This window comes from Halomonas sp. MCCC 1A13316, assembly GCF_014931605.1.
Taxonomy (GTDB): domain Bacteria; phylum Pseudomonadota; class Gammaproteobacteria; order Pseudomonadales; family Halomonadaceae; genus Halomonas.
The window spans coordinates 1,628,065-1,651,223 of sequence record NZ_CP053382.1; the positions used below are offsets into that span (position 1 = coordinate 1,628,065).

General features: G+C 64.0%; 22 protein-coding genes and 1 pseudogene. 15 read left to right on the forward strand and 8 right to left on the reverse strand.

All coding sequences use genetic code 11. From position 1 onward, the window contains the following. Positions 1-116: 116 nt before the first annotated feature. The 3 genes from HNO52_RS07575 (at position 117) to HNO52_RS07585 (ending at position 2,813) form a co-directional block, all read left to right on the forward strand. Positions 117-1,148, forward strand: coding sequence for an ArsJ-associated glyceraldehyde-3-phosphate dehydrogenase (locus HNO52_RS07575; protein ID WP_197568542.1), 1,032 nt, complete (start codon positions 117-119; stop codon positions 1,146-1,148). After that, on the forward strand, positions 1,126-2,364 hold the full coding sequence (arsJ, locus tag HNO52_RS07580; RefSeq protein WP_197568543.1) for an organoarsenical effux MFS transporter ArsJ: 1,239 nt from the start codon (positions 1,126-1,128) through the stop codon (positions 2,362-2,364). The genes HNO52_RS07575 and arsJ overlap by 23 nt, the downstream gene beginning before the upstream one ends. Positions 2,365-2,516: 152 nt before the next feature. Then, positions 2,517-2,813 (forward strand): metalloregulator ArsR/SmtB family transcription factor, encoded by a 297-nt coding sequence (locus HNO52_RS07585; protein ID WP_232090776.1) that lies wholly within the window; start codon positions 2,517-2,519, stop codon positions 2,811-2,813. Between the two features lie 419 nt (positions 2,814-3,232). On the opposite strand, the gene HNO52_RS07590 is transcribed toward HNO52_RS07585, so the two are convergent. The 4 genes from HNO52_RS07590 to arsB form a co-directional block, all read right to left on the reverse strand. Then, entirely contained in the window at positions 3,233-4,417 is a 1,185-nt protein-coding gene (locus HNO52_RS07590) for a thiolase family protein (protein WP_197568545.1), read from the reverse strand. 118 nt (positions 4,418-4,535) lie between these two features. Then, complete coding sequence (locus HNO52_RS07595) at positions 4,536-4,718, reverse strand: universal stress protein (protein WP_197568546.1); 183 nt, start codon at positions 4,716-4,718, stop codon at positions 4,536-4,538. A gap of 4 nt (positions 4,719-4,722) precedes the next feature. Continuing rightward, positions 4,723-5,016 (reverse strand): CC/Se motif family (seleno)protein, encoded by a 294-nt coding sequence (locus HNO52_RS07600; RefSeq protein ID WP_197568547.1) that lies wholly within the window; start codon positions 5,014-5,016, stop codon positions 4,723-4,725. 3 nt (positions 5,017-5,019) lie between these two features. After that, positions 5,020-6,120, reverse strand: a complete 1,101-nt coding sequence (gene arsB / locus HNO52_RS07605; protein ID WP_197568548.1) for an ACR3 family arsenite efflux transporter — start codon at positions 6,118-6,120, stop codon at positions 5,020-5,022. A gap of 128 nt (positions 6,121-6,248) precedes the next feature. Between arsB and HNO52_RS07610 the strand changes: the two genes are divergently transcribed. Further along, positions 6,249-6,869 carry an ABC transporter ATP-binding protein gene (locus tag HNO52_RS07610; RefSeq protein ID WP_232090636.1) on the forward strand — a complete coding sequence of 207 codons (621 nt, stop codon included), beginning with the start codon at positions 6,249-6,251 and terminating at the stop codon, positions 6,867-6,869. Next, positions 6,860-7,663 (forward strand): ABC transporter permease, encoded by an 804-nt coding sequence (locus HNO52_RS07615; RefSeq protein ID WP_197568550.1) that lies wholly within the window; start codon positions 6,860-6,862, stop codon positions 7,661-7,663. Before HNO52_RS07610 ends, HNO52_RS07615 begins: the two co-directional genes overlap by 10 nt. Positions 7,664-7,741: 78 nt before the next feature. Here HNO52_RS07615 and HNO52_RS07620 read toward each other — a convergent pair whose 3' ends face one another. Then, on the reverse strand, positions 7,742-8,929 hold the full coding sequence (locus HNO52_RS07620) for an acetyl-CoA C-acyltransferase (RefSeq protein WP_197568551.1): 1,188 nt from the start codon (positions 8,927-8,929) through the stop codon (positions 7,742-7,744). Positions 8,930-9,097: 168 nt separating this feature from the next. On the opposite strand from HNO52_RS07620, the gene HNO52_RS07625 reads away from it, so the two are divergent. From HNO52_RS07625 to HNO52_RS07645, 6 genes and pseudogenes are all read left to right on the forward strand, one after another. Further along, positions 9,098-9,703 carry a TetR/AcrR family transcriptional regulator gene (locus HNO52_RS07625; protein WP_197568552.1) on the forward strand — a complete coding sequence of 202 codons (606 nt, stop codon included), beginning with the start codon at positions 9,098-9,100 and terminating at the stop codon, positions 9,701-9,703. 200 nt (positions 9,704-9,903) lie between these two features. After that, positions 9,904-11,580 carry an AMP-binding protein gene (locus HNO52_RS07630; RefSeq protein WP_197568553.1) on the forward strand — a complete coding sequence of 559 codons (1,677 nt, stop codon included), beginning with the start codon at positions 9,904-9,906 and terminating at the stop codon, positions 11,578-11,580. 17 nt (positions 11,581-11,597) lie between these two features. Further along, entirely contained in the window at positions 11,598-12,365 is a 768-nt protein-coding gene (locus tag HNO52_RS07635) for an SDR family NAD(P)-dependent oxidoreductase (RefSeq protein WP_197568554.1), read from the forward strand. Positions 12,366-12,454: 89 nt separating this feature from the next. After that, positions 12,455-12,610 carry a winged helix DNA-binding protein gene (locus HNO52_RS21310; RefSeq protein WP_332107664.1) on the forward strand — a complete coding sequence of 52 codons (156 nt, stop codon included), beginning with the start codon at positions 12,455-12,457 and terminating at the stop codon, positions 12,608-12,610. A 15-nt stretch (positions 12,611-12,625) separates the two neighbouring features. Further along, positions 12,626-12,907: pseudogene (locus tag HNO52_RS21315) on the forward strand (MarR family winged helix-turn-helix transcriptional regulator); the annotation flags it as partial. Positions 12,908-13,297: 390 nt separating this feature from the next. Next, complete coding sequence (locus HNO52_RS07645) at positions 13,298-15,109, forward strand: acyl-CoA dehydrogenase C-terminal domain-containing protein (RefSeq protein ID WP_197568555.1); 1,812 nt, start codon at positions 13,298-13,300, stop codon at positions 15,107-15,109. A gap of 119 nt (positions 15,110-15,228) precedes the next feature. Here the strand turns inward: HNO52_RS07645 and HNO52_RS07650 are convergent, their stop codons facing one another. After that, the gene (locus tag HNO52_RS07650; RefSeq protein ID WP_232090637.1) at positions 15,229-16,137 is read right to left on the reverse strand and encodes an alpha/beta hydrolase; all 909 of its coding nucleotides are present in this window, start codon (positions 16,135-16,137) and stop codon (positions 15,229-15,231) included. A 110-nt stretch (positions 16,138-16,247) separates the two neighbouring features. Then, positions 16,248-16,550, reverse strand: coding sequence for a winged helix-turn-helix domain-containing protein (locus HNO52_RS07655; RefSeq protein ID WP_197568556.1), 303 nt, complete (start codon positions 16,548-16,550; stop codon positions 16,248-16,250). Between the two features lie 178 nt (positions 16,551-16,728). On the opposite strand from HNO52_RS07655, the gene HNO52_RS07660 reads away from it, so the two are divergent. Then, the gene (locus HNO52_RS07660; RefSeq protein WP_197568557.1) at positions 16,729-16,989 is read left to right on the forward strand and encodes a hypothetical protein; all 261 of its coding nucleotides are present in this window, start codon (positions 16,729-16,731) and stop codon (positions 16,987-16,989) included. 19 nt (positions 16,990-17,008) lie between these two features. On the opposite strand, the gene HNO52_RS07665 is transcribed toward HNO52_RS07660, so the two are convergent. Then, positions 17,009-17,434, reverse strand: coding sequence for a DUF721 domain-containing protein (locus HNO52_RS07665; protein WP_232090639.1), 426 nt, complete (start codon positions 17,432-17,434; stop codon positions 17,009-17,011). A gap of 551 nt (positions 17,435-17,985) precedes the next feature. Between HNO52_RS07665 and secA the strand changes: the two genes are divergently transcribed. From secA to HNO52_RS07680, 3 genes are all read left to right on the forward strand, one after another. Further along, entirely contained in the window at positions 17,986-20,727 is a 2,742-nt protein-coding gene (secA, locus tag HNO52_RS07670) for a preprotein translocase subunit SecA (RefSeq protein ID WP_197568559.1), read from the forward strand. A gap of 36 nt (positions 20,728-20,763) precedes the next feature. Next, positions 20,764-21,993 (forward strand): bifunctional glutamate N-acetyltransferase/amino-acid acetyltransferase ArgJ, encoded by a 1,230-nt coding sequence (gene argJ, locus HNO52_RS07675; protein WP_197568560.1) that lies wholly within the window; start codon positions 20,764-20,766, stop codon positions 21,991-21,993. Between the two features lie 93 nt (positions 21,994-22,086). Beyond that, the gene (locus tag HNO52_RS07680) at positions 22,087-23,046 is read left to right on the forward strand and encodes a Nudix family hydrolase (protein ID WP_197568561.1); all 960 of its coding nucleotides are present in this window, start codon (positions 22,087-22,089) and stop codon (positions 23,044-23,046) included. Positions 23,047-23,159: the final 113 nt, after the last annotated feature.

Sequence of the window (23,159 nt, forward strand, 5' to 3'; positions counted from 1 at the left end):
CCGGGAAGGTGTCGGGACCGCTGACATAAATTTGACACGGCAGTTTTGTATATATGTAATTTCATATATCTAGGGCTCGTAGGATCCGATAAATCTTTTCCAACCCGGAGAACGTCATGACGATTCGTATCGGTATCAACGGCCTTGGCCGCATGGGGCGACTTTCCCTGCGTTGCCTGTGGCCCCATGTAACGCGCGGCGACGTAGAAATCGCTCATCTCAACGATCCGGGAGGTGATGCGGCGACTTTCGCCCACCTGCTCGAGTTCGATTCCGTGCATGGCCGCTGGCTACCGGGGCAGGGGTTCCAGGCCGAAGAGAAGGCGATGGTGATCGACGGCAAACGCATATCGTTTACCAATAACCGTGAATTGGCCGACAGCGACTGGTCCGGCTGCGACGTCGTCATCGAAGCTTCGGGCAAGATGAAGAGCCGGGACAAGCTGCAAGCCTATCTCGACCAAGAGGTTTCCCGTGTGGTCGTCACGGCTCCGGTCAGGGAGGAAGGTATCCTCAACGTCGTGATGGGAGTGAACGACGATCGCTACGATCCAGAAACGCATCGCATCGTCACCGCCGCAAGCTGTACCACCAACTGTCTGGCACCGGTGGTTAAGGTAATCCTCGATAGCTTCGGCATTCGCCACGGCTCGATGACCACCGTACACGACATCACCAATACCCAGTCGATCCTCGACACGCCGCACAAGGATCTGCGTCGGGCGCGTGCCAATAGCCAGAGCCTGATTCCCACGACGACCGGCTCGGCCAAGGCGATCACCGCCATCTTCCCCGAGCTCGAAGGCAAGCTCAACGGCCATGCCATCCGCGTGCCGCTGCTCAACGCCTCGCTCACCGACATGGTCTTCGAGCTCGAGCGCAGCGTCACCGCCGAGGAGGTCAACGCGGCGCTCAAGGCGGCCGCCGAGGGCGAGCTGGCCGGTATATTGGGCTACGAGGAGCGCCCGCTGGTCTCGGTCGACTACCGTACCGACCCGCGCAGCTCGATCATCGATGCTCTCTCGACCATGGTCGTCAACGGCACGCAGCTGAAACTGTACGCCTGGTACGACAACGAGTGGGGCTACGCCAACCGTACCGCGGAGCTGGCCCTCAAGGTGGGGAATGAGCAGGTGGGCCGTGGCTGAATCGTTCACCCCCCGCCTGCGGGGGCTGCCCTTCGAGGTGCGTCAGTACTTGCTGATCACCGGCAACTACTGGGCTTTAACGCTCACTGATGGCGCCCTGCGCATGCTGGTGGTGCTGCACTTCCACCAGCTCGGCTACTCGCCGCTGGAAGTGGCCCTGCTGTTCCTGTTCTACGAGGCCTTTGGTGTGGTCACCAACCTGGTCGGCGGCTGGCTGGGGGCGCGACTGGGGCTAAATCGCACTATGAACATGGGGTTAGGGCTGCAGATCGTTGCTCTGGTCATGCTGATGGTACCCGCTACGGCACTCACCGTGCCGTGGGTGATGGCCGCCCAGGCACTTTCGGGGATCGCCAAGGACCTCAACAAGATGAGCGCCAAGAGCGCGGTGAAGGTGCTGGTACCCAAGGACAGGCCCAGTGCCGGTAGCGCTCTCTACCGCTGGGTGGCGATCCTCACCGGCTCCAAGAACGCGCTCAAGGGCGCCGGGTTCTTCCTCGGTGGCCTGCTCTTGACGCTGATCGGCTTCCGCGGTGCGGTCATTGCCATGGCCGTGATGCTCGTCGCGGTGCTGGCCCTCTCGCTGATGCGCCTGAAGGCCGACCTGGGCCGCCAGAAGCGCAAGCCGAAATTCAGCGAGGTCTTCTCCAAGTCCCGGGCGATCAACGTGCTCTCGGCGGCCCGGCTCTGCCTGTTCGCCTCGCGCGATGTGTGGTTCGTGGTGGCGTTGCCGGTCTTCCTCTACGACCAGCACGGCTGGAGCCACTGGACGGTGGGGGGGCTTCTCGCCGTATGGGTAATCGGCTATGGGGGCGTACAGACCCAGGCACCCCGCCTCACGGGCCTGATAAAAGGGGGGGCACGCGGCATCACCGCGTTCTGGGCCTTGGCGCTGGCCGGCCTGCCGGCGCTGTTGGCGATGTTGCCCCTGGCCGAAGTCGGCTGGCTGGTGGCGGGACTGCTCGCCTTTGGCGTGCTTTTCGCCATCAATTCGAGCTGGCACAGCTATCTGATCGTTCACTACGCCCGTGCCGACGGGGTCTCCATGGACGTGGGCTTCTACTATATGGCCAATGCCATGGGCAGGCTCTTGGGGACATTGCTGTCGGGGTGGGTCTATCAGATCTTTGGGCTGGCCGCCTGCCTGTGGATCGCGGCGGCGCTGGTGCTGGCAAGCGCGCTGATGGCACTAGCGCTACCGCGGGAGACGGCGTGATGGGCCGTGGCAGGGGCACCGGTGGCGTGGCATTGCTGTCGGACCGGCGAGTGTTAACGTAGAATGATGAATGTCTCTTGCATGAGGAATATCGCTTGACCCCGCTTGACCCCCCAAGACTGTTCAAGTGTCTCGGTGACGAGACGCGTCTAATGCTGACCCTGCTGATTCTCCGTGAGGAGGAGCTGTGCGTCTGCGAGATGACTCACGCCCTGGAAGAATCCCAGCCCAAGGTGTCGCGTCATCTGGCTCAGCTTCGCAACTGCGGCTTGCTCAGCGATCGGCGTGAGGGTCAGTGGGTCTACTATCGGCTCGCCGACACGATACCGCAGTGGGTGAATGAGGCGCTGTCAGCGGCCGAAAAGGGCCAGGACGAGCGTCTCTCGAGCCTGCAGGTTCGTCTGGCTGACATGGGCAACCGGCCCGATCGGCGTCTGGCGATGTGCTAAGACGCAGCCTGCGCACCTCATCTACTCACATTTTCTGCCTCCCTCGGCCCAATGGGTGATACTAACCGTGGGAGGTGGGCGTGGCGTTGAGGCAGCGCCTGAACTCACTGCCTATCGAGTGACGCACCCGCTCAAGGTTCAGCGAGGCGCGCATCAGGGCTATGACGTAGATCATCACCACCAGCAGCGCGAAGATCTTGGTGGTGTCCTCGACGAAGAAGTGTAGCGAACCGCAGCAGGTGACAAAAGGATACCGGCGCGATGCAAAAAATCTCGCTCTTCCTTGGTGGGCTTGTCAGGCAGGCTCGATGCAGGGCTGGTGATTGGGATCGACCGTCATACGATGCTCTTCGGGCAACGCTTGGTGCAGTGAGTAGGGTAACGCCGCTGGCACGCCATGGCGTGCCAGCGCCCGGTCATCAGAGGGTTTCCAGGGCCAAGGCGATGCCCTGACCGCCGCCGATGCAAAGGGTGACGATACCGCGACGCTCCCCGTTGCGCTGCATGGCATGCAGCAGGCGGGTGGTCAGCACCGCGCCACTGGCGCCGATGGGGTGCCCGTGGGCGATGGCGCCCCCCTCCACGTTGACGATCTCCTGCGGCAGGCCCAGCTCGCGCTGGCAGGCCAGGGCGATAGCGGCGAAGGCCTCGTTGATCTCCACCCGGTCCAGGTCGCCCACCGACCAGCCGGCACGCTCCAGCGCCTGGCGGACCGCAGGCACCGGGCCTATGCCGAAGTAGTCTGGCTCCACAGCGCCGACGCCGAAGGAAACCAGCCGCGCCATGGGCGCGAGGCCCTGCTTCTCGGCCCAGCCGCGCTCGGCGACGATCATCGCCGCCGCACCGCTGTTGAGCCCCGGGGCGTTGCCAGCGGTGATGGTGCCCTCCTTGCGGAAGGCGGGCCTGAGCTTCGCGAGAGACTCCGCGGTGGTGTCGCCGCGGTTGTGCTCGTCGCGGGCGAAGGTGGTGGTGCCCTTGCGGGTGGTGAGCTCCACGCCGGCGATCTCGGCGTCGAAGTGGCCGGCCTCCTGGGCCTTGGAGAAGCTCAGCTGGGAGCGAAGCGCCCAGGCGTCTTGGTCGTCGCGGGAGATGCCATAGCGTGCGACCAGGTCCTCGGTGTGCCAGCCGGAGTGTTTGCCGCTGAAAGCGTCGTTGAGGCCATCGAGCAGCATGGTGTCGTGCATGGTAACGTCTCCCATGCGCGCGCCCCAGCGGCCTTGGGGCATCACATAGGGGGCCCGGTCCATGTTCTCCATACCGCCGGCGATGGTGCAGTCGGCCATGCCGCTCCAGATCTCCATGGCGGCGCTGGCCACGGCCTGGGCGCCTGAGCCACAGACCCGGTTGACGGTAAGCGCCGGGACCTCCACCGGCAGACCGCCGCCGATGCCGGCCTGGCGGGCGGAGTTCATGCGACAACCGGCCTGGATGACGTGGCCCATCACCAGCGATTGCACCTTGTCAGCAGCGAGGCCGGAACGGGTGAGGGTCTCATGGATAACGCGCGCGCCGAGCTCAGTGGCGGGAGTTTCCTTGAGACTGCCACCATAGGTGCCGATGGCGGTACGAACGGGATGGCAGATGACAACGTCTCGCGATGACATGAGCATGCTCCTCTGTCGTGTGGTCAGGTGGCCAGATTGGTCGCCTGACAGGCCATCTCACCTATAGCATTCAGTTGTTAGACATGTCCTGACAGACATCAAGAAAATAAGAGTGCTATCAATCCATCTCTTTGGGTAACACTAGTACCGGGCAGTAGGCATCACGGGCGATCGCCTCGTCGGTACTGCCGAGCAGGAACTCCACCTGCTCGTTGCCCCAGGTGGTCAACGTTTTCAGGCGCGCTTGCAGCAGCGGCCAGGCAGGAGAGTAATCCACGGCGACCAGGATGTGCTTGAACAAGGTATTACTCCTTGGGGCGGGTGGGAGAGGCGCCCTCCACGAAGAGGTGCCTCAAGCCCAGGAAGCCCTCGACGTCGAGCCTCAGGCCTTGGTCGACCAGCGTCGGGTCGATGTGCACGGCCACGCCGTCCAGGTCGAGGCGGGTGTAGCGCTCCGGCGCCTCCGGGGCCCTGGCCTCGGCCACCGCGATATCGGCGCCACCGCCGCAGCAGCCGTGACGGGGCGAGAGGCGCACCGTGGCTACTCCGCCCTTGTTCTTCAGCCACTCGCGAGCCCGGTCGCTGACCTCGATGGCCATGGGTCAGTCCCTGGCCTCGGCTGCTGGCTGCGTCTCGGCCTCAGGGAAGTGGTGGCGAGTCCTGTTGGCGATACGTACCAGCGCCAACATCAGCGGTACCTCCACCAGTACACCCACCACCGTAGCCAGCGCCGCGCCCGACTGCAGGCCGAAAAGGGCAATGGCGGCGGCCACGGCCAGCTCGAAGAAGTTGCTGGCGCCGATCATCGCCCCGGGGGCGGCCACGTTGTGGGGCACCTTCCAAGCCTTGGCCCAGCCGTAGGCGAGGAAGAAAATCAGGAAGGTCTGGATGATCAGCGGGATGGCGATCAGCACGATGTGCAGCGGGTTGGCGATGATCACGTCGCCCTGGAAGGCGAACAGCAGCACCAAGGTGATGATCAGCCCGATGGGAGTGACCGGCCCTACCTTCTTCATGAAGACGTTGTCGTACCACTCGATGCCGTGGCGGGCGATCAGGCTGCGCCGGGTCAGGTAGCCAGCGGCGAGCGGGATGACGATGTAGAGCACCACCGACAGCGCCACGGTATCCCAAGGCACCTGGATGTTGGAGACGCCGAGCAGGAAGACCACGATCGGGGCGAAGGCGAACAGCATGATCAGGTCGTTGAGGGCGACCTGTACCAGGGTGTAAGCGGCATCGCCTCGGGTCAGGTAACTCCATACGAAGACCATGGCCGTGCAGGGCGCCGCCCCCAGCAGGATCGCTCCGGCCAGGTACTGGCTGGCAAGCTCTTCAGGGATGAGGGGCTGGAACAGCACCATCAGGAAGAACCAGGCGATGGCGAACATGGTGAAGGGCTTGATCAGCCAATTCACCGAGGTGGTGATGATCAGCCCCTTGGGCTGGCGGCGCACGCCGAGCACGGCGGAGAAGTCGATCTGCGCCATCATGGGAAAGATCATCGCCCAGATCAGGATGGCCACCGGAATCGATACTTGGGCGTATTCGAACCGTGAAAGCGTCTCGGGAACCGCCGGGGCGAACTGGCCGAGCAGCACCCCGGCGATGATGGCCAGCGCCACCCACACTGAGAGGAAGCGTTCGAAGAGGCCCATGCCTTCAGTGGTGGTTGGCGTCTGCGATAATGAGTCGTCTGCCATGCGTCGCTCCGTCGGAAGTAAGGGCTTGGCGAAGATATATGTTTTTCCATATGTCGGCAACGTCAAGAGACGTATCGAGCTCATTGCCCTGCTATGATGCGGCCATTCATTCCCGACGAGGAAGCGACTTGAGCGTAGCCGATTCCTTGCGACTCGACCGTATTGCCATCGGCGATCTCGACGAGGTCAGCCTGACCGTCGAGCCCGGAGAGATCGTCTGTTTGTCCGGTGCCAGCGGCTCGGGCAAGAGCCGCCTGCTGCGGGCCGTGGCCGATCTCGAACCCCATGCTGGCGAGGTCTGGCTGGGCGAGCAGGGCCAGTCGCAGATGCCGGGCCACGCCTGGCGGCGCCAAGTGATGCTGGTGCCGGCCGAAAGCCACTGGTGGGCGGAGACGGTGGTCGAGCACTTCATCCATGAGCCTGAAGCTGCGGAACTGGAAGCGCTGGGGCTGGCTCCCGATGCCCTGGCCTGGCAGGTGGGGCGCCTCTCCACCGGCGAGAAGCAGCGCTTGGGGCTATTGCGGGCTTTGAGCCGCGAGCCCAGCGCTCTACTGCTCGACGAGCCCACCGCCAACCTGGATGACGCAACCAACGAGCGGGTGGAAGCCTGGCTGACGGCGCGCATTCACGAGCGTGGCTGGCCGACGCTATGGGTGGCCCATGACCGAGGACAGATCGCCCGGGTGGCCAGCCGCCACTGGCGGATCGCGAGCGGGCGACTGGAGGAGGTGAACGTCGCATGGGCGTGATCGAACTCTCCTGGTGGCAGCTGGCGCTGGCGGCGCTGATGGTCGTGGTGCTTGCCGGCTGCACAGCGGCAATGCGGCTGGGCATGAGCCGCAGCCTGCTGGTGGCCGCGCTGCGTACCGTTATTCAGCTGGCGCTGGTCGGCCTGGTGCTGGAGGCGCTGTTCGCCGCCGAGCGGCTGGTATGGGTCGTGCTGATGGCGTTGGCGATGCTGCTGATTGCCGGACGCGAAGTGATGGCACGCCAGAAGCGACGGTTGCTGGGCGGTTGGGCCTTCGGCATCGGCACGCTGTCGATGTTTCTCTCGTCGTTCACCGTCGCCGTACTGACACTGACCGTCGTCATCGGCCCTGACCCTTGGTATCACCCCCAATATGCCATTCCGCTATTGGGCATGCTGCTGGGCAACACAATGACCGGCGTGGCGCTGGCGCTGGATCGCCTGACCGATACTGCCTGGCGCCAGCGTGGCGTGATCGAGAGCCGGCTGATGCTCGGTGAACCTTGGCAGGTGGCAATCGGCGATATTCGTCGCGAGGCAATGCGCAGCGGCTTGATGCCGATGATCAACGCCATGGCCGCCGCCGGGGTGGTCAGCCTGCCGGGGATGATGACCGGTCAGATACTCGCCGGCACCGCGCCGGGTCTGGCGGTGAAGTACCAGATATTGATCATGTTCACGATTACGCTGGGGACCGGCTTCGGCACCCTGGCAGCGGTGACCGTAGGCAGCCGACGGCTATTCGATTCCCGCGAGCGCCTGCGCCTCGACCGGCTTTCTTTACCTCGCTCGTAAAAACGCCCGCCTCCTTCAATGGGGGCGGGCGTCGTTCAGGCAGTGACTCGATCGATCAATCGGTCAGTCAAACAACTTCTAATCCATCAGTTCGATGGCCACTGCGGTGGCTTCGCCGCCGCCGATGCACAGGCTGGCGATGCCGCGCTTGCCGCCCTTGGTGCGCAGGGCATGGATCAGGGTGGCGATGATGCGCGAACCGGTGGAGCCGATGGGGTGGCCCTGGGCGCAGGCGCCGCCGAACACATTGACTTTATTGTGCGGAATATCGAGTCCGTCCATGGCCAGCAGGGTGACTACGGCGAAGGCCTCGTTGATCTCGAACAGATCGACGTCGGCGACGCTCCAGTCGAGTTTCTTCAATAGCTTCTCGATGGCGCCTACCGGGGCGATGGTGAACTCGCTGGGATGCTGGGAGTGAGTACTGTGACCCAGCATGCGGGCCAGCGGCTTGCTGCCAAGGCGGTCGGCGGCGGCCTGGCTGGCGAGGATCAAAGCCGAGGCGCCGTCGGAGATGGAGCTGGAGTTGGCCGCAGTGATGGTTCCGTCCTTGGCAAAGGCGGGGCGTAGTTGGCGGATCTTGTCGAGCTTGGCCTGGAACGGCTGCTCGTCGTGCTCGACCACGCTCTCGCCCTGGCGGCTGGTGACAGTGACCGGCGCCATCTCGGCCTTCAGGTGACCGGCATTGGTGGCCTCCATGGCACGCTCCAGCGAGGCGATGGCGAAATCGTCGAGGCGTTCGCGAGAGTAGCCGCGCTCGCTGGCGACATCCTGGGCGAATACCCCCATCAATTTGCCAGTCTCGGCGTCTTCCAGGCCATCGAGAAACATATGATCCTTCAGCTCGCCGTGACCCAGGCGATAGCCGGTACGCGCCTTGGTCAGCACGTGCGGGGCGTTGGACATCGACTCCATGCCGCCGGCGAGAACCACTTCGCCGCTACCGGCACGGATCAGGTCATGGGCCAGCATGGTGGCCTTCATTCCCGAACCGCACAGCTTGTTGATGGTGGTCGCGCCGATGCCATCGGGAATGCCGGCCTGGCGCATGGCCTGGCGGGCCGGACCCTGCTTGACGCCGCCCGGCAGCACGCAGCCCATGATGCCTTCGTCGATGGCGCTGGACTCGATGCCGGCGCGCTCGATGGCGGCGCGAATGGCGGTGGCGGCAAGCTCAGGAGCCGTGAGGCTTGCCAGGCTGCCGAGCATGCCGCCCATCGGGGTGCGTGCGGCGGAGAGGAAAACGATATCGTTGGGGCTGCTCATGGTGGCACTCTCCTGTCGAATCATCCGTTATGTTTGTCGTTGACGAGAGCCGGCTCAGCAGGCGTTGCGGCCGTCTCGTCGGGGTATTCTCTGCGATATGTCGCGTTGACCTGCCGACGTCGCTGTGTTTTTCTCAAGATCAACCAAGCAAGCGCTAGTGTAAACCCGATGAATGTCGTTAACGAGTCCCCACGCCGTAAGGAATTGACCCGTCTGGCCGCACAATTGTTCGTTCAGGAGGGCTTCGATCGCACGACGGTGCGCATGCTCGCCCAAGAGATGGGCATCAAGTCCGGCAGTCTGTTCCACCATTTTCGCGACAAGCAGGAGATCCTGGCGGCCGTCATCGAGGAGGGCACTCAGAACGCTCTGATGCTGGCTCGGCAGGCCTTGGATGAATGCGGCGGTTCGGCTAGCGAGCGCCTGCATGCAATGGCCAGGGCTCACCTGGAAACGCTGCTGACCGATCGCAATGCGCATGTCGTCGCCCTCTATGAATGGCGGCGGCTGGATGCGGCTGCTCGAGACCACCTGAGCCATCTGCGCGACGCTTACGAGGAGCTGTGGGAGCAGGTCATAGACGAAGCCTTGGAGGCCGGGCTCGTTCATGGCGATCGCTTTCTGGTATCGCGCTTCGTCATGGGCGCGCTGAACTGGACGGTGCGCTGGTACGATCCCGAAGGGCCGCGCAAGCCGGAGGACTTGGCTCACGAATTGGTTGCGATGATTGCTCCTTCAACCCACTCCCAGCCTGGGCAGTCGACCAAGGTCTAGCCCGGGAACCCTGTCTCGGGGGTTGCCCTGCCCCGTCTTTACTTCTAGCTTGTACCGAGCGCTTGCTAGGTTGACGCTTACGTCAACGGCATCTAAGCAGAAGAATCAAAAGCTGAATAGGACCGCGAACCAACCTCGGTAGTGCGCCAAGCCGAGGCGGCGTTTCAACAACAAGCATAAACCGGTACAAGAGGGCAGTCATGAGCACCCAACAGCTTCCTGAGTACTCCACCTATTACCAGGCTTTTTCCGTCGACGACGTCATCGCCCGGCTCGATGACCATGGCGATGGCAAGTTCAACGCCTTCGAATCCTGCTGCGGTCGTCATCTGCGCGCCGGCCGCGGTGAGGTGCCGGCGCTGATCCACGAGGATACTCGGGGCAACGTCAACCGACTCACCTATGCCGAACTGGAAGCCGGCAGCGCCCGGCTTGCCGGCTGGTTCGCCGAGCGCGGCCTCGGCGTGGGCGATCGCATAGCCTGCATGCTGCCGCGTTCACCCGAGCTGCTGGTGGCAGTGTTGGCCACCTGGCGCATCGGCGCCGTCTATCAGCCCCTGTTCACTGCCTTCGGCCCCGACGCCGTCGACTACCGGTTGGGGCGCGCCGACACCAAGCTGGTCATCACCGATCACGCCAACCGCTTCAAGTTCGACGGCCTTTCGCAATGCCCCTCCGTGCTTGCCGTGGGCGGCCCGAGCGAAGGCCACGATGCCGATCTCGACTGGAGCGAGGCACTGGGGCATTCACCCATCGAAGCCAATCCGCCGCGGCTCTCGCCGGAGGCGCCTTTCCTGCAGATGTTTACCTCCGGTACCGTGGGCAAGCCCAAGGGCGTGGCGGTGCCGCTCTCCGGCATGCCGGCCTTCGCGCTCTACATGGAGCTTGCCATCGACCTTCGCGAGAGCGATCGCTTCTGGAACATGGCCGACCCCGGCTGGGCCTACGGCCTCTACTACGCCATTGCCGGCCCGTTGCTGCTGGGAGTGACCACGCACTTCTGCGAGGCAGGCTTCAGCGCGGACGGGGCTCTTGATTTCATGCAGCGGCACCGCATCACCAATTTTGCCGCCGCGCCCACTGCCTATCGCCTGATGAAGGCCTCGGGCCTGTTCGATACTGCTCACGAGAGCCTCGAGCTGCGTGTTGCCAGCTCCGCCGGCGAGCCTCTCAACACCGAGGTGGTGACCTGGGTCGAGCGCTCGCTGGGGTGCCCTGTCATGGATCACTACGGCCAGACCGAGACCGGCATGACTTGCTGCAACCACCATACCCTAGAGCATCCCAAACACGTCGGAGCCATGGGTGTGCCCATGCCGGGCTACCGCCTGGCCATCCTCGACGCCGAGTACAACGAGCTGCCGCCGGGGGAGCCGGGCGTGCTGGCGGTGGATATCGAGCGCTCACCGGCGCACTTCTTCGCCGGCTACACCTGGCAGGAGAAGCATCCATTCGCCAATGGCTACTACTTGACCGGTGATGTGGTGATCCGCAACGAGGACGGCACCTTCCAGTTTGCCGGCCGCGACGACGACATCATTACCACTGCGGGCTACCGCGTGGGGCCCACCGACGTGGAGAATACCGTCATGACCCATTCGGCAGTGGCTGAGTCCGCTGCGGTGGGCCAGCCCGACGAGATCCGCGGCGAGATCATCAAGTCGTATGTCGTGCTGAGGGAGGGGTTCGAAGCGAGCGACGAGCTGGCCGAAGAGATCCGTCAACGCGTGCGTGAGCGGCTTTCCACCCATGCCTTCCCACGCGTCATCGAATTTGTCGACACCCTTCCCAAGACGCCCAGTGGCAAGATCCAACGCTTCAAGTTGCGCGCCGATGCCGCCGAAAAGGCGGAGTCCGGCGCGCCGGCAGCGAAATGAACCGGGAGAAACACTAGATGCAAGTGCAGGATCGTACGTTTCTGATTACCGGCGCCGCCTCCGGATTGGGAGCGGCTACAGCCGAGCGCCTCGTCGCCGGCGGTGGCCAGGTAGTGCTTTGCGATCTCAGCGACACCGTCGAGGCGCACGCCGAAAAGCTCGGCGAGGCCGCCCGCGCGGTGCGCGGCGACGTGACGTCGGCCGAGGACATGCAGGCGGCGGTGGATGCGGCCGTCGCACTGGGCGGCGAAGGCGGCCTTGCCGGCGTTGTGCACTGTGCCGGCGTGGTCAGCGTGGCCAAGCTGGTCGACCGTGAAGGTAACCCGGCCGATCTCGACGCCTACGCGCGCACCGTGCAGATCAACCTGGTGGGCACCTTCAACGTGATGCGACTTGCCGCCGCCGCCATGGCCAAGAATGCACCCAGCAAGGACGGCGAGCGCGGGGTGATCGTCAATACCGCCTCGGTTGCCGCCTTCGACGGCCAGGTGGGGCAGTGCGCCTACAGTGCTTCGAAAGCCGGCGTGGTAGGCATGAGCCTGCCGGCGGCACGTGAACTGTCGCGACACGGCATTCGCGTCATGGCAATTGCGCCAGGCGTGTTCCAGACGCCGATGATGAGCGAGATACCTGACGAAGCGGCCCAGGCGCTGGCTGCCTCGGTGCCGTTTCCCAAACGATTGGGGCATCCCGACGAGTTCGCCCGCCTGGCCGAGCAGATCATCACCAACGCCATGCTCAACGGCGAAGTGGTGCGCCTGGACGGCGGCATTCGAATGCAGTGAGCGTTGGCGGCCGCACTTGGCAGGTACTGGCTGGCACGCTAGCGTAGGGCGCTCAACGAGACGCACGACAAGAACAGGGGAGCACCCGCATGGCCAGCCAGGAGACCGGCTCCGACCTTGAGCTCGACAATCAGCTCTGCTTTACGCTCTACACGACCTCACTGCTGATGACCAAGTTCTACAAGCCCCTGCTCAAGGGGCTTGGCCTTACCTATCCCCAATACCTGGTGCTGCTCACACTGTGACAGGAAGACGGCCAAAGTGCCGGCGCTATCAGCCAGCGCCTGATGACCGATACCGGCTCGCTGACGCCCGTTTTCAAGCGCCTGGAGGCCGATGGGCTGCTAAAACGGGTGCGTAGTCGCCGTGACGAACGGGTCGTTGAACTGTTTCTCACCGAGCGGGGCAGGGACATGCAGTCGCAGGCCGAGGAGATACCCGACTGCGTGATCATGGCCAGCGGCCAGTCGCCAGACGAGCTGGCCGAACTCAAGGCGCGGCTGGAGACGCTGCGCGAGAGGCTCGAGGAAGCCATGCCCTGACCGTTGCCCGCCGTAATACAGGCATGCTCTCACGGTATGGTCCGATTCATTGACTGGTGCGCAAGAAATTTGTACTCATTCGTTTTTTGCGCATTCTAATGGTGCGACTTGTAAGCCATGTTGTCTGCTGCAGCAGATTATTTTTCTCTTTTCGCTCTCTCTCGAAACGGATGGGCAAGGTTTGTCGACTGGCGCCCCGGGGGTGGGTCTGGCTGCCGGTGCGACATGAGAGAGTCCACGAAAGATAGTCGGGACAAGAATAAAACGAGCGCTTGACTAAGCGTGGCATGCAGGCTAGTTTCAAACACATGTTTGAAAGAGGCGCCGCCGCTTTCACACGACCGACTTCAGGCGACCTTTTTGCCCAGGCGATCTTTTGGAGAAGTAGAGATGCCCGACTATCAGGCCCCCCTGCGCGACCTTCGTTTCGTGATGGACGAAATGCTCGACTATCCCGCTCACTACGCCCGCCTGCCAGGCGGAGAAGAGGCCACGCCCGACGTGGTTGCCGCCATCCTCGAGGAGGGCGCGCGCTTCGCACGCGAGGTGCTGTTGCCGCTGAATCAGAGCGGCGATCAGGAGGGATGCCTGCTGGAGGGGGGCGAGGTGAAGGCGCCGAAGGGCTTCAGGGAGGCCTACCAGCAGTTCGTCGAGGGCGGCTGGCCGAGCCTTGCCGCCGATTCCGCGCACGGCGGGCAGGGGCTGCCCCATTCGTTGGCCATGGCGCTCAACGAGATGATCTGCTCCACCAACTTGGCCTGGGGCATGTACCCCGGCTTGTCCCATGGCGCCGCCGATGCGCTGCGTCACCATGGTACCGAGGAGCAGCAGGCCACCTATCTCACCAAGTTGGTGGAAGGCGTGTGGACCGGCACCATGTGCCTGACCGAACCGCACTGCGGCACCGACCTGGGGCTGATCAAGACCCGCGCCGTGCCTACCGCCGACGGTGCCTATGAGATCACCGGCACCAAGATCTTCATCTCAGCCGGCGAGCACGACCTGGCCGAGAACATCGTTCACCTGGTGCTGGCCAAGCTGCCGGATGCGCCGGAGGGCTCCAAGGGTATCTCGCTGTTCGTGGTGCCCAAGTTCATGCCTGACAATGAAGGCAATCCCGGCAAGCGTAACGGCGTCAGCTGTGGCTCGCTCGAGCACAAGATGGGCATCCACGGCAACGCGACGTGCGTGATGAACTTCGACACTGCCCGCGGCTTCCTGGTGGGTCCGCCCAACAAGGGCCTGGCATGCATGTTCACCATGATGAACGCCGCGCGCCTGGGCGTGGGCATCCAGGGGCTGGGCCTGACCGAGGCGAGCTTCCAGAACGCGCTGGCCTATGCCCGCGACCGCTTGCAGATGCGTGCACTCTCCGGGCCCAAGGCGCCGGAAAGGCCCGCTGATCCGATCATCGTCCACCCCGATGTGCGCCGCATGCTACTGACGCAGAAGGCATTCGCCGAAGGCGGGCGGATGCTGGTGCTGTACACCGCCCAGATGCTTGATGTCGTCGAGCATGGCCAGGATGCGGCGGAGCGTGAGCATGCCGAGACCCTGCTCAGCCTGCTGACACCGATCGTCAAGGCGTTCCTCACCGAGGTGGGCTTCGAGGCCACCAACGAAGGCGTGCAGGTTTTCGGTGGCCACGGCTTCATTCAGGAGTGGGGCATGGAGCAACTGGTACGCGATGCGCGTATCACTCGCCTCTACGAGGGCACCACCGGTATCCAGGCCCTCGACCTGCTGGGCCGCAAGGTACTGATGAGTCAGGGCGAGAGCCTCAAGGTCTTCACCAAGGAGATCCACAAGTTCTGCAAGGCCGAAGAGGGTAACGCCGAGCTTGCCGAATTCATCGCGCCGCTGGCCAAGCTCAATGCCGAGTGGGGCGAGCTGACCATGGGCATCGGCATGAAGGCGATGAGCGACCGCGAGGAAGTGGGCGCTGCGAGCGTCGACTACCTGATGTACTCCGGCTACGTGACGCTTGCCTACCTCTTCGCACGCGCAGCCAGGCAGTCTCGTGAGGCGCTCTCCGCTGGCAGCGACGAAGCGGCCTTCTACGAGGCCAAGATCAACACCGCTCGCTTCTACTTCCAGCGTCTGTTGCCGCGCACCCTGGCCCATGCCCGCATGATCCAGGCCGGCGCCGAGCCGCTGATGGCGCTCGCAGCGGAGGATTTCGGGCTCGGCTTCGAGATCTGATCCAACCAGGCATCTCTCTCGGTCAGTGCGACTGATCGGTGTCTTGCGGCGGGCCTTGGCCCGCCGCTTTTTTTGGCCTCGCAAGTCCCCCGCCAGCTCGGGGGCATGCCCGCTGCCCTTTACCCGCTGGCATCATCGCACAGCGTGGAGTGGGCCTGCTTGTGGGCCATTTCGAAGCCCGAGGGTAGCTCGCTGCTGGGATCGTGCAGCCAGGCCACCAGATCCTGCTCGGTCCGCTCGCGCCGGGTGTAGCGCGTGAGCATGTGGTAGCCATCGGAATAGAGTGCCAGGCGTATGGCGTCGTCATCGGGAAGACGCTGCAATAGGGCGCAGTATGCCTTCATGGGTATGATCTGGTCTTCGTCGCCATACAGTATCAGCGCGGGGGGCGGGAGCGCTTCAGCCGCCTCGAGTGCCAGCCCCATGGTGCGCGTCAGGCCATAAAGCGTATCGACCCGGGCGCTGCGCAAAATCAGCGGGTCGTTGGCCAGGCGTCGCTTGATCTCCTCGTCATCGGTCGGCTCGATGCCGAGACGATGCGTGGTCCTCACCGAGAAGGTGGCCTGGGGTATCAGGCGTATGCCAAGCCACAGCCCGAGGCGTTGGTACCAGGGCATGGTCTCCTCGTTCCACACGGCGGGTGAGATCAGCACGCTGCCATCCACCGGCGGTGGCGCCTCGGCGGCCATGGCGAGCATCGACACCGCGGCGCCCATGCTCTTGCCGATGAGATAGAGCGGTGTGTCGGGATGACGCTCGCGCAGGAGTTCGGCGAGCAGGATAACGTCGTTACGCAGCCGCTCGTGGCCGGGCCACAGGCGACGCTGGTCGGTGGTGCCGAAGCCGCGCTGGTCGTGGGCATAAACCTCGATGCCATGCGGCGTGAGGGCGTTGGCCATGATCTCGAAGCTGCCGGCATGGTCGTTGAAGCCATGTACGGCCAGTACGACCACCTGGGCACTCTCCTTGGCAGGCCAGTGGCGCAGCGGCAAGCGGTAGCCATCCTCGGCAATGACCTGGTAAGGCATCAACTGGGGCTCGCTCGGGGCAGTCCCAGGTGTCTGCAATACCGGGGCGGCACAGCCAGCCAGCAGTAGTACCGTCGCTGCCAGGAACCGCCTTGTCCCTCGGGTTTGCCTCATGCCAGAGCTGGATAGCCCAAAGCAGTACGCAGGCGTTCGGCATGCTGTGCCACCCAGGTCCGATCGATAGGCCCCCAGTCCATGATGGCGTATTGCCCGCTGTTGTGGCGCTCGCCCGGCGTAGACCTGAACTCGCAGCGTACATCCAGTTCCTCGAGCGCCTTGAGCGTGTCCTGGGCGGTACGTCGGGGCATGCCGGTGGCAGCAACGATGGCCGGTACGCTGGCGACGCCTTGCTCGATCAGGTGAGCGAGGTAGAGGCGACGGTAGAAGCTGGACTGGGTCTTGCTGAGCGCCATGGGATTCCCGGTCTGGTGTCAAAGGAGGTCAAGGATGTTTTCAGCATAGCGCCAGTGAATGGTCTCCCTCCAGCTGCGGTGAGGATGTCGTAAACCGTCGTGTCTCCTACAGTGATGACAAAGGGCGGGGCATCTCGCTTCAGTTGACGATTCAGCACGGTGGGACAGGGAGGCCGCAATGACCGTAAAGCAGGTGGAGAAGAAAGAGCTGCGCGACCAGGTGGGGCGATGCATGTTCGGCGAACGCGTGGTCGTCGACCACGAAGGCAAGCGCTTCTCGGCGCGTATCCAGCACGTCGGGGTCACCGGTGTGAAAGTCGTTCCCGAGACGATGCTGGTGGAGCATGAGGGAGAGCCCGGCGACATCAACGGCGTTACCGTCTCCTATGATGACATTCGCGAAGTCGAGGTGGACGGTATTACCTACCGCCTGGCTTGATCACGCGCAGCAGGCAGCGCTAATCGCCGCGCTCCGCGTGAGAGGCGAGTCGTTCCAGGGCACGCTTCAGCCGAGGGTCGTCGACATCGGCGGCACAAGCGGAAATCTCGTCGGCGGCCGGCGCTGGCAGCGTTCGGATCTGGCGGGGCGGCACCTTGAGCGGTCGCACGGGGCGTACCTTCAGGCTGAAGCCGGTGACCGCGGCGAACTCCGGCAGCTGGTGCAGCAGTTCGAGCAGACGCGGCTGCTCGTAGCGCAACCAGGTCAGCCATACCGCTCGGTCGGTGAGCAGTGCCAGCTTGCCGTCGTGGTAACCTCCCACGAACAGGTGCTCGCGCACCTCTTCCGGAAGATGCTCGCGCAGGTGCTGCTGCGCCCGGGCGATCAGCCTTGCCGTGCGCATCAGCGGCGCCAGTTCCCCATTGCCTCCCAGTAGCCGAGACATGGGCTGTGCTCGTGAGCGCTTAACCTTTATACTCATGGGCTTGTTTTCTCATCCGAACCAACACGCCAAGCCTAGCACGCTCGGAGAACAGCGACAGCATGACCGCCCAGCCAAAGGATCGTAGCGTCGCCAGCCCATCGGCTGTGTCGACCCGCTGTCGACAGCGGTCGCGTTGGTGGCTGGCCGGGCTTTTGGTGAGTTGTCTGTTGCCGGCTGGCCTGAGCCAGGCGGAAACGCTGCGTCTTGCCGAGCGGGTGGTACAGACCTGCATTCTTGCTCCGACCTTGATGCGCGCCCGCTGTCGTCACGTGGCCCGCCGCCGTGCCATGCCGCATTGGCCGCGGCGGCGCCCGGCGGTTAAGGCGAAGCGTGTCGCTCCACCGCGTTTGATGCCACCGCGTCGCTGGGCCGCCGCCCATGATGTCTTTTCCCGCCGTGGACCTCCCCACCTGTCGTGTTGCTCGTAAGCCAACGAATGCTGCCGGTGGCGGCTGGCCTAGCGCCAGTCTTGCATAGCGCCGGCTAACCGCGATACGCAGAATGGACGTTTCATGATCAATACTTTGTTACGCAAGGTCGTCGGCTCCAAGAACGACCGCGAAGTCAAGCGCATGCAGCGGCAGGTGGCGCAGGTGAGCGCGCTGGAACCACAGTTCGAAGCGCTCGACGACGCCGCCCTCCAGGCGAGTACCGAGGAGTTCCGCGAGCGGCTGAAGGCGGGTGAAAGCCTCGATGCCCTGCTGCCCGAGGCATTCGCCACGGTGCGCGAGGCCAGCAAGCGGGTAATGGGCATGCGCCACTTCGACGTGCAGATGATCGGCGGCATGACATTGCACCGCGGGCGCATTGCCGAGATGAAGACCGGCGAGGGCAAGACCCTGGTGGCCACCCTGGCGGTGTATCTCAACGCCCTGCCGGGCAACGGCGTGCACGTGGTAACCGTGAATGACTACCTGGCGCGCCGCGATGCCGAGTGGATGCGTCCGCTGTACGAGTTCCTGGGCCTCTCCGTGGGCGTTATCTATTCCGGCCAGACCTCCGAGGAGAAGCGTGCCGCCTACGCCTGCGACATTACCTATGGCACCAACAACGAGTATGGCTTCGACTACCTGCGCGACAACATGGCTTTCTCGCTGGAAGACAAGGTCCAGCGCGACCTGAGCTTCGCCATCGTCGACGAGGTGGACTCGATCCTGATCGACGAGGCGCGTACGCCACTGATAATTTCCGGTGCCGTGGACGAGAACACCGAGCTCTACAAGGTGGTCGACCGCCTGGCCATGCAACTGGAGAAGGGCGAGGTCTCCGAAGACGCCGATGCTCCCGTTAGCGGCGACTTCGTGCTCGAAGAGAAGCACAAGCAGGTCGAAATCACCGAGGCCGGCCACCACAAGGTCGAGGAGCTGATGCGCGCCGAGGGGCTGCTGGGCCCGGAGGACTCGCTCTATGCCGCCCAGAACCTCAACCTGTTGCACCACATGCACTCGGCGCTGCGCGCCCGCCACCTCTACCACCGCGACGTCGATTACATCGTTGCCAACAATCAGGTGGTGATCGTCGACGAGCACACCGGCCGCACCATGCCTGGGCGGCGTTGGTCCGAAGGCTTGCACCAGGCGGTGGAGGCCAAGGAGGGCGTGCCGGTACAGCGCGAGAGCCAGACGTTGGCCTCGACCACCTTCCAGAACTACTTCCGCCTCTACGACAAGTTGGCCGGTATGACCGGTACCGCCGACACCGAGGCTTTCGAATTCCGCCAGATCTATGGCCTGGACGTGATCGTCATCCCCACCAACCGGCCGCTGGTTCGTCGCGATCTCAACGACCTGGTCTACCTCACGGCGGAGGAGAAGTTCGAGGCGATCATCAACGACGTCAAGGACGAGACCGAGGCCGGGCGCCCGGTGCTGGTGGGTACCGCTTCCATCGAGACCTCCGAGTACCTGGCGGGGTTGATGAAGCAGGCGGGGCTCAAGTTCAACGTGCTCAACGCCAAGCAGCACCAGAGCGAGGCCGAGATCATTGCCCAGGCCGGGCGCCCCGGTGCCATCACCATTGCCACCAACATGGCCGGCCGTGGCACGGACATCGTTCTGGGTGGCAACTGGGAGGCCGAGGCGGCCAAGCTCGAAAATCCCACCGAGCAGCAGGTAGAGAAACTGCGCGAGGAGTGGCGAGTGCGCCACGAGGCAGTGCTGGAGGCCGGTGGCCTGCACGTGGTCGGCTCCGAGCGCCATGAATCCCGCCGCATCGACAACCAGTTGCGCGGACGTGCCGGCCGCCAGGGCGACCCGGGTTCGACGCGCTTCTTCCTCTCCATGGAAGACAGCCTGATGCGGTTGTTCGGCTCCGACCGCGTACAGCGCATGATGAAGGCGCTGGGCCTCGAGCGCGGCGAGGCCATCGAGCACAAGATGGTCACCAACGCCGTGGAGCGCGCACAGAAGAAGGTCGAGAGTCGCAACTTCGACATTCGCAAGCAGCTGCTCGAGTACGATGACGTGGCCAACGACCAGCGCCGCGTGATTTACGAGCAGCGCAACGAGATCCTGGCCGCCGAGGATGTCTCCTCGAACGTGCTGGGCATCCGCGACGAGGTACTCGACCTCGCTATCAGCGAGTTCGTGCCGCCGCAGAGCTTGCCGGAGCAGTGGGACCTTGCCGGCCTGCAGGAACACCTGAAGACCGAGTTCAGCCTCGAAGCCCCGGTGCTGGAGTGGTCCGAGGCGGACGAGCGTTTCCACGAAGAGCAGCTGCGCGAGCGCCTTCATGAGATGCACCGAGGCATCTATCAGGAGAAGGTCGACATTGCCGGCGCCGAGCTGATGCGCCGCTTCGAGAAACAGATCATGCTGCAGGTGCTCGACACGCGCTGGAAGGAGCATCTGCAGTCCATGGATCACCTGCGTCGCGGTATTCACCTGCGCGGATACGCTCAGAAGAACCCCAAGCAGGAGTACAAGCGCGAGGCGTTCGAGCTGTTCCAGACCTTGCTGACCAATATAAAGGCCGATATCACCCGTATCACCAGCCACGTGCATGTGCGCCGGCCGGAGGAGGTCGATGAGCTCGAGCGTCAGCGGCGTGAGGCGCTGGAGCGCGAGAAGGCGACCGCCGCGAGTCGTCACGATGACCCGGAACTCACCGAGAGCGAGGCTCAGAGCGCTCCCGCGCCGGCAGCCGCGGCCGATGGCCGGCCCATGCGCCGCGAAGGGCCCAAAGTGGGGCGCAACGATCCCTGCCCGTGCGGATCGGGGAAGAAATACAAGCAGTGCTGCGGTCAGCTGAGCTGACAGGTCGTCCTAAACGATTGAGGAGTGAATTTTTCCATGGCTGTGGGTGAGACACGTTTTCCGGCCATGCCGGTTATCGAAGGGCTGCGTCTGGGTACCGCCATGGCCGGCATCAAGAAGCCGGGGCGGCGCGACCTAGTGGTGATCGAGATCCCTCAGGGCGCCCGAGTGGCGGGCAGCTTCACCCGCAACGCCTTCTGCGCCGCACCCGTCACGGTGGCCAAGGCCAATCTGGCCGCTTGTCAGGCGCGCGGCGAAGGCGCTCGCCTGCTTGTTATCAACACCGGCAATGCCAATGCCGGTACCGGCGAGGTTGGCCTGCGCGACGCCCATGCGACCTGTGCGGAACTTGCTCGACTCGCGGGCGTGCCGGAGGAAAGTGTGCTGCCGTTTTCCACCGGCGTGATCGGCGAGCCGCTGCCCATGGAGCGGCTCTTGGGCGGCTTGCCGTCGGCGTTGGAATCGCTGGGGGCCGATGGCGAGGCGTGGCAACAGGCGGGGGAGGGTATCCTGACCACCGACACCCGAGCCAAGGGCGCCAGCGTCACGCTGACGATAGGTGGAAGTGAGGTGACCATCAACGGCATCAGCAAGGGTTCGGGCATGATCAAGCCCAACATGGCGACCATGCTGGCCTTCGTGGCGACCGATGCCGCCATCGAACAATCGCTGCTCGACTTGCTGCTGCGCGAGACGGTGGATCGTTCGTTCAACTGCATCACCGTGGATGGCGACACTTCGACCAACGACGCCTGCGTGCTGATCGCCACCGGGCGTGGCGCCGAGGTGGCCAGCGATGAGCAGGTCGCCGTATTCCGCAACGGGTTGCAGCGGGTCATGACCGAGTTGGCCCAGGCGATCATTCGCGACGGCGAGGGTGCCACCAAGTTCGTCACGCTGCAGGTGTCCGAGGCGGCGAGCCGTGAAGAAGCATTGGGCGTCGCTTTTACCGTGGCGCACTCGCCGCTGGTCAAGACGGCGCTGTTCGCTTCCGACGCCAACTGGGGGCGCATCCTGGCGGCGGTGGGGCGCGCCCCGGTGAGTGATTTCGATGTCGAGCGAGTGGCTATCGATCTAGGGGACGTGAGGCTGGTCGAGAAGGGTGGCCGGGCTGCCGGCTACACCGAAGAGGACGGCAGCCGGGTGATGCGCGAGGAAGAGATTACTATCCGTATCGCGCTGGGACGGGGCGAGGAGAGTGCTACGGTCTGGACGTCGGACCTGTCTCATGACTACGTCAGCATCAACGCCGAATATCGCAGCTAGGCCATCCCTGCCAGGCAGGGCCACGCCGCAAGAACATCACCCCTGCGTCGCTCGTGACGGCGCGGGACAAGCGGGTAGGAGTCAATGAACGTAATGGTGAAGAGAAGGGTGCACGTGGCGGCTGCCGCCATCATCAGCAGCGATGGCCAGAAGGCGCTGATTGCCCGCCGCCCCTCCAACGTCGACCATGGTGGGCTGTGGGAGTTTCCGGGGGGCAAGCTGGCGCCCTACGAGACCGGTTTGGAAGGTCTCAAGCGCGAACTTCACGAGGAGCTCGGGGTGGAGATCAGGCGCGCTCAGCCGCTGATTCGCATCCATCATGAATATCCTGACAAACACATTCTGCTCGATGTCTGGCAGGTGCATGAGTTCAGTGGCGAGCCGTTCGGGCGTGAAGGACAAGCGGTGCGCTGGGTACCGCTCGACGAGTTGGTCAACTACCCGTTTCCGGCGGCCAACCTGCCCATCCTGCAGGCAGTGATGCTACCGACAGAGTACCTGATCTCCGCCGAGGAGGCCGACGAGGATATCTTCGACGCCTGCTTGGAGCGGGCGCTGGTGGAAGATCGCGTGCGCCTGGTGCAGCTGCGTGCCAAGAACCTTGACGAGGCCGTTTATCTGGCACGTGCCGAGCGGGCCCTGGCGCGCTGCCGTCAGCACGGCGCGCAGCTGTTGCTCAATGCCGATCCCGCCTTGCTGGAGAAGGTCGATGCCGACGGCGTTCACCTCACCAGCGAGCGACTGATGAGCCTCGAGCGTCGGCCCATCGCAGAAGACAAGTGGCTTTCGGCCTCGACCCACGACCACCGGCAGCTCGGCCAGGCGGCTCGCATCGGCTGCGACTTCGTTACCCTTTCGCCGCTGCGTACCACACCGTCGCATCCCGAGGTGGCGCCGATGGGCTGGCATGATTTCCAGCAACTGGTGGAGCGTGCTGCCATGCCGGTGTTCGCGCTGGGCGGTATGACCCGCTTCGACGCCAACCACGCCCGCGCCGTGGGTGCCCAGGGAATCGCCTCGATTCGCGACTTCTGGAAGGCGCCGGAGGCCTGAGCTCGGCTGTAAAGGAAACCCACCGCCTGCCTCAGCAGCGGTGGGTTTTTCTTAATCCCGACCCGATAAGCCTCTGTGATCTGTGCCCACGGCTGATCTGGCACCAAACCTTC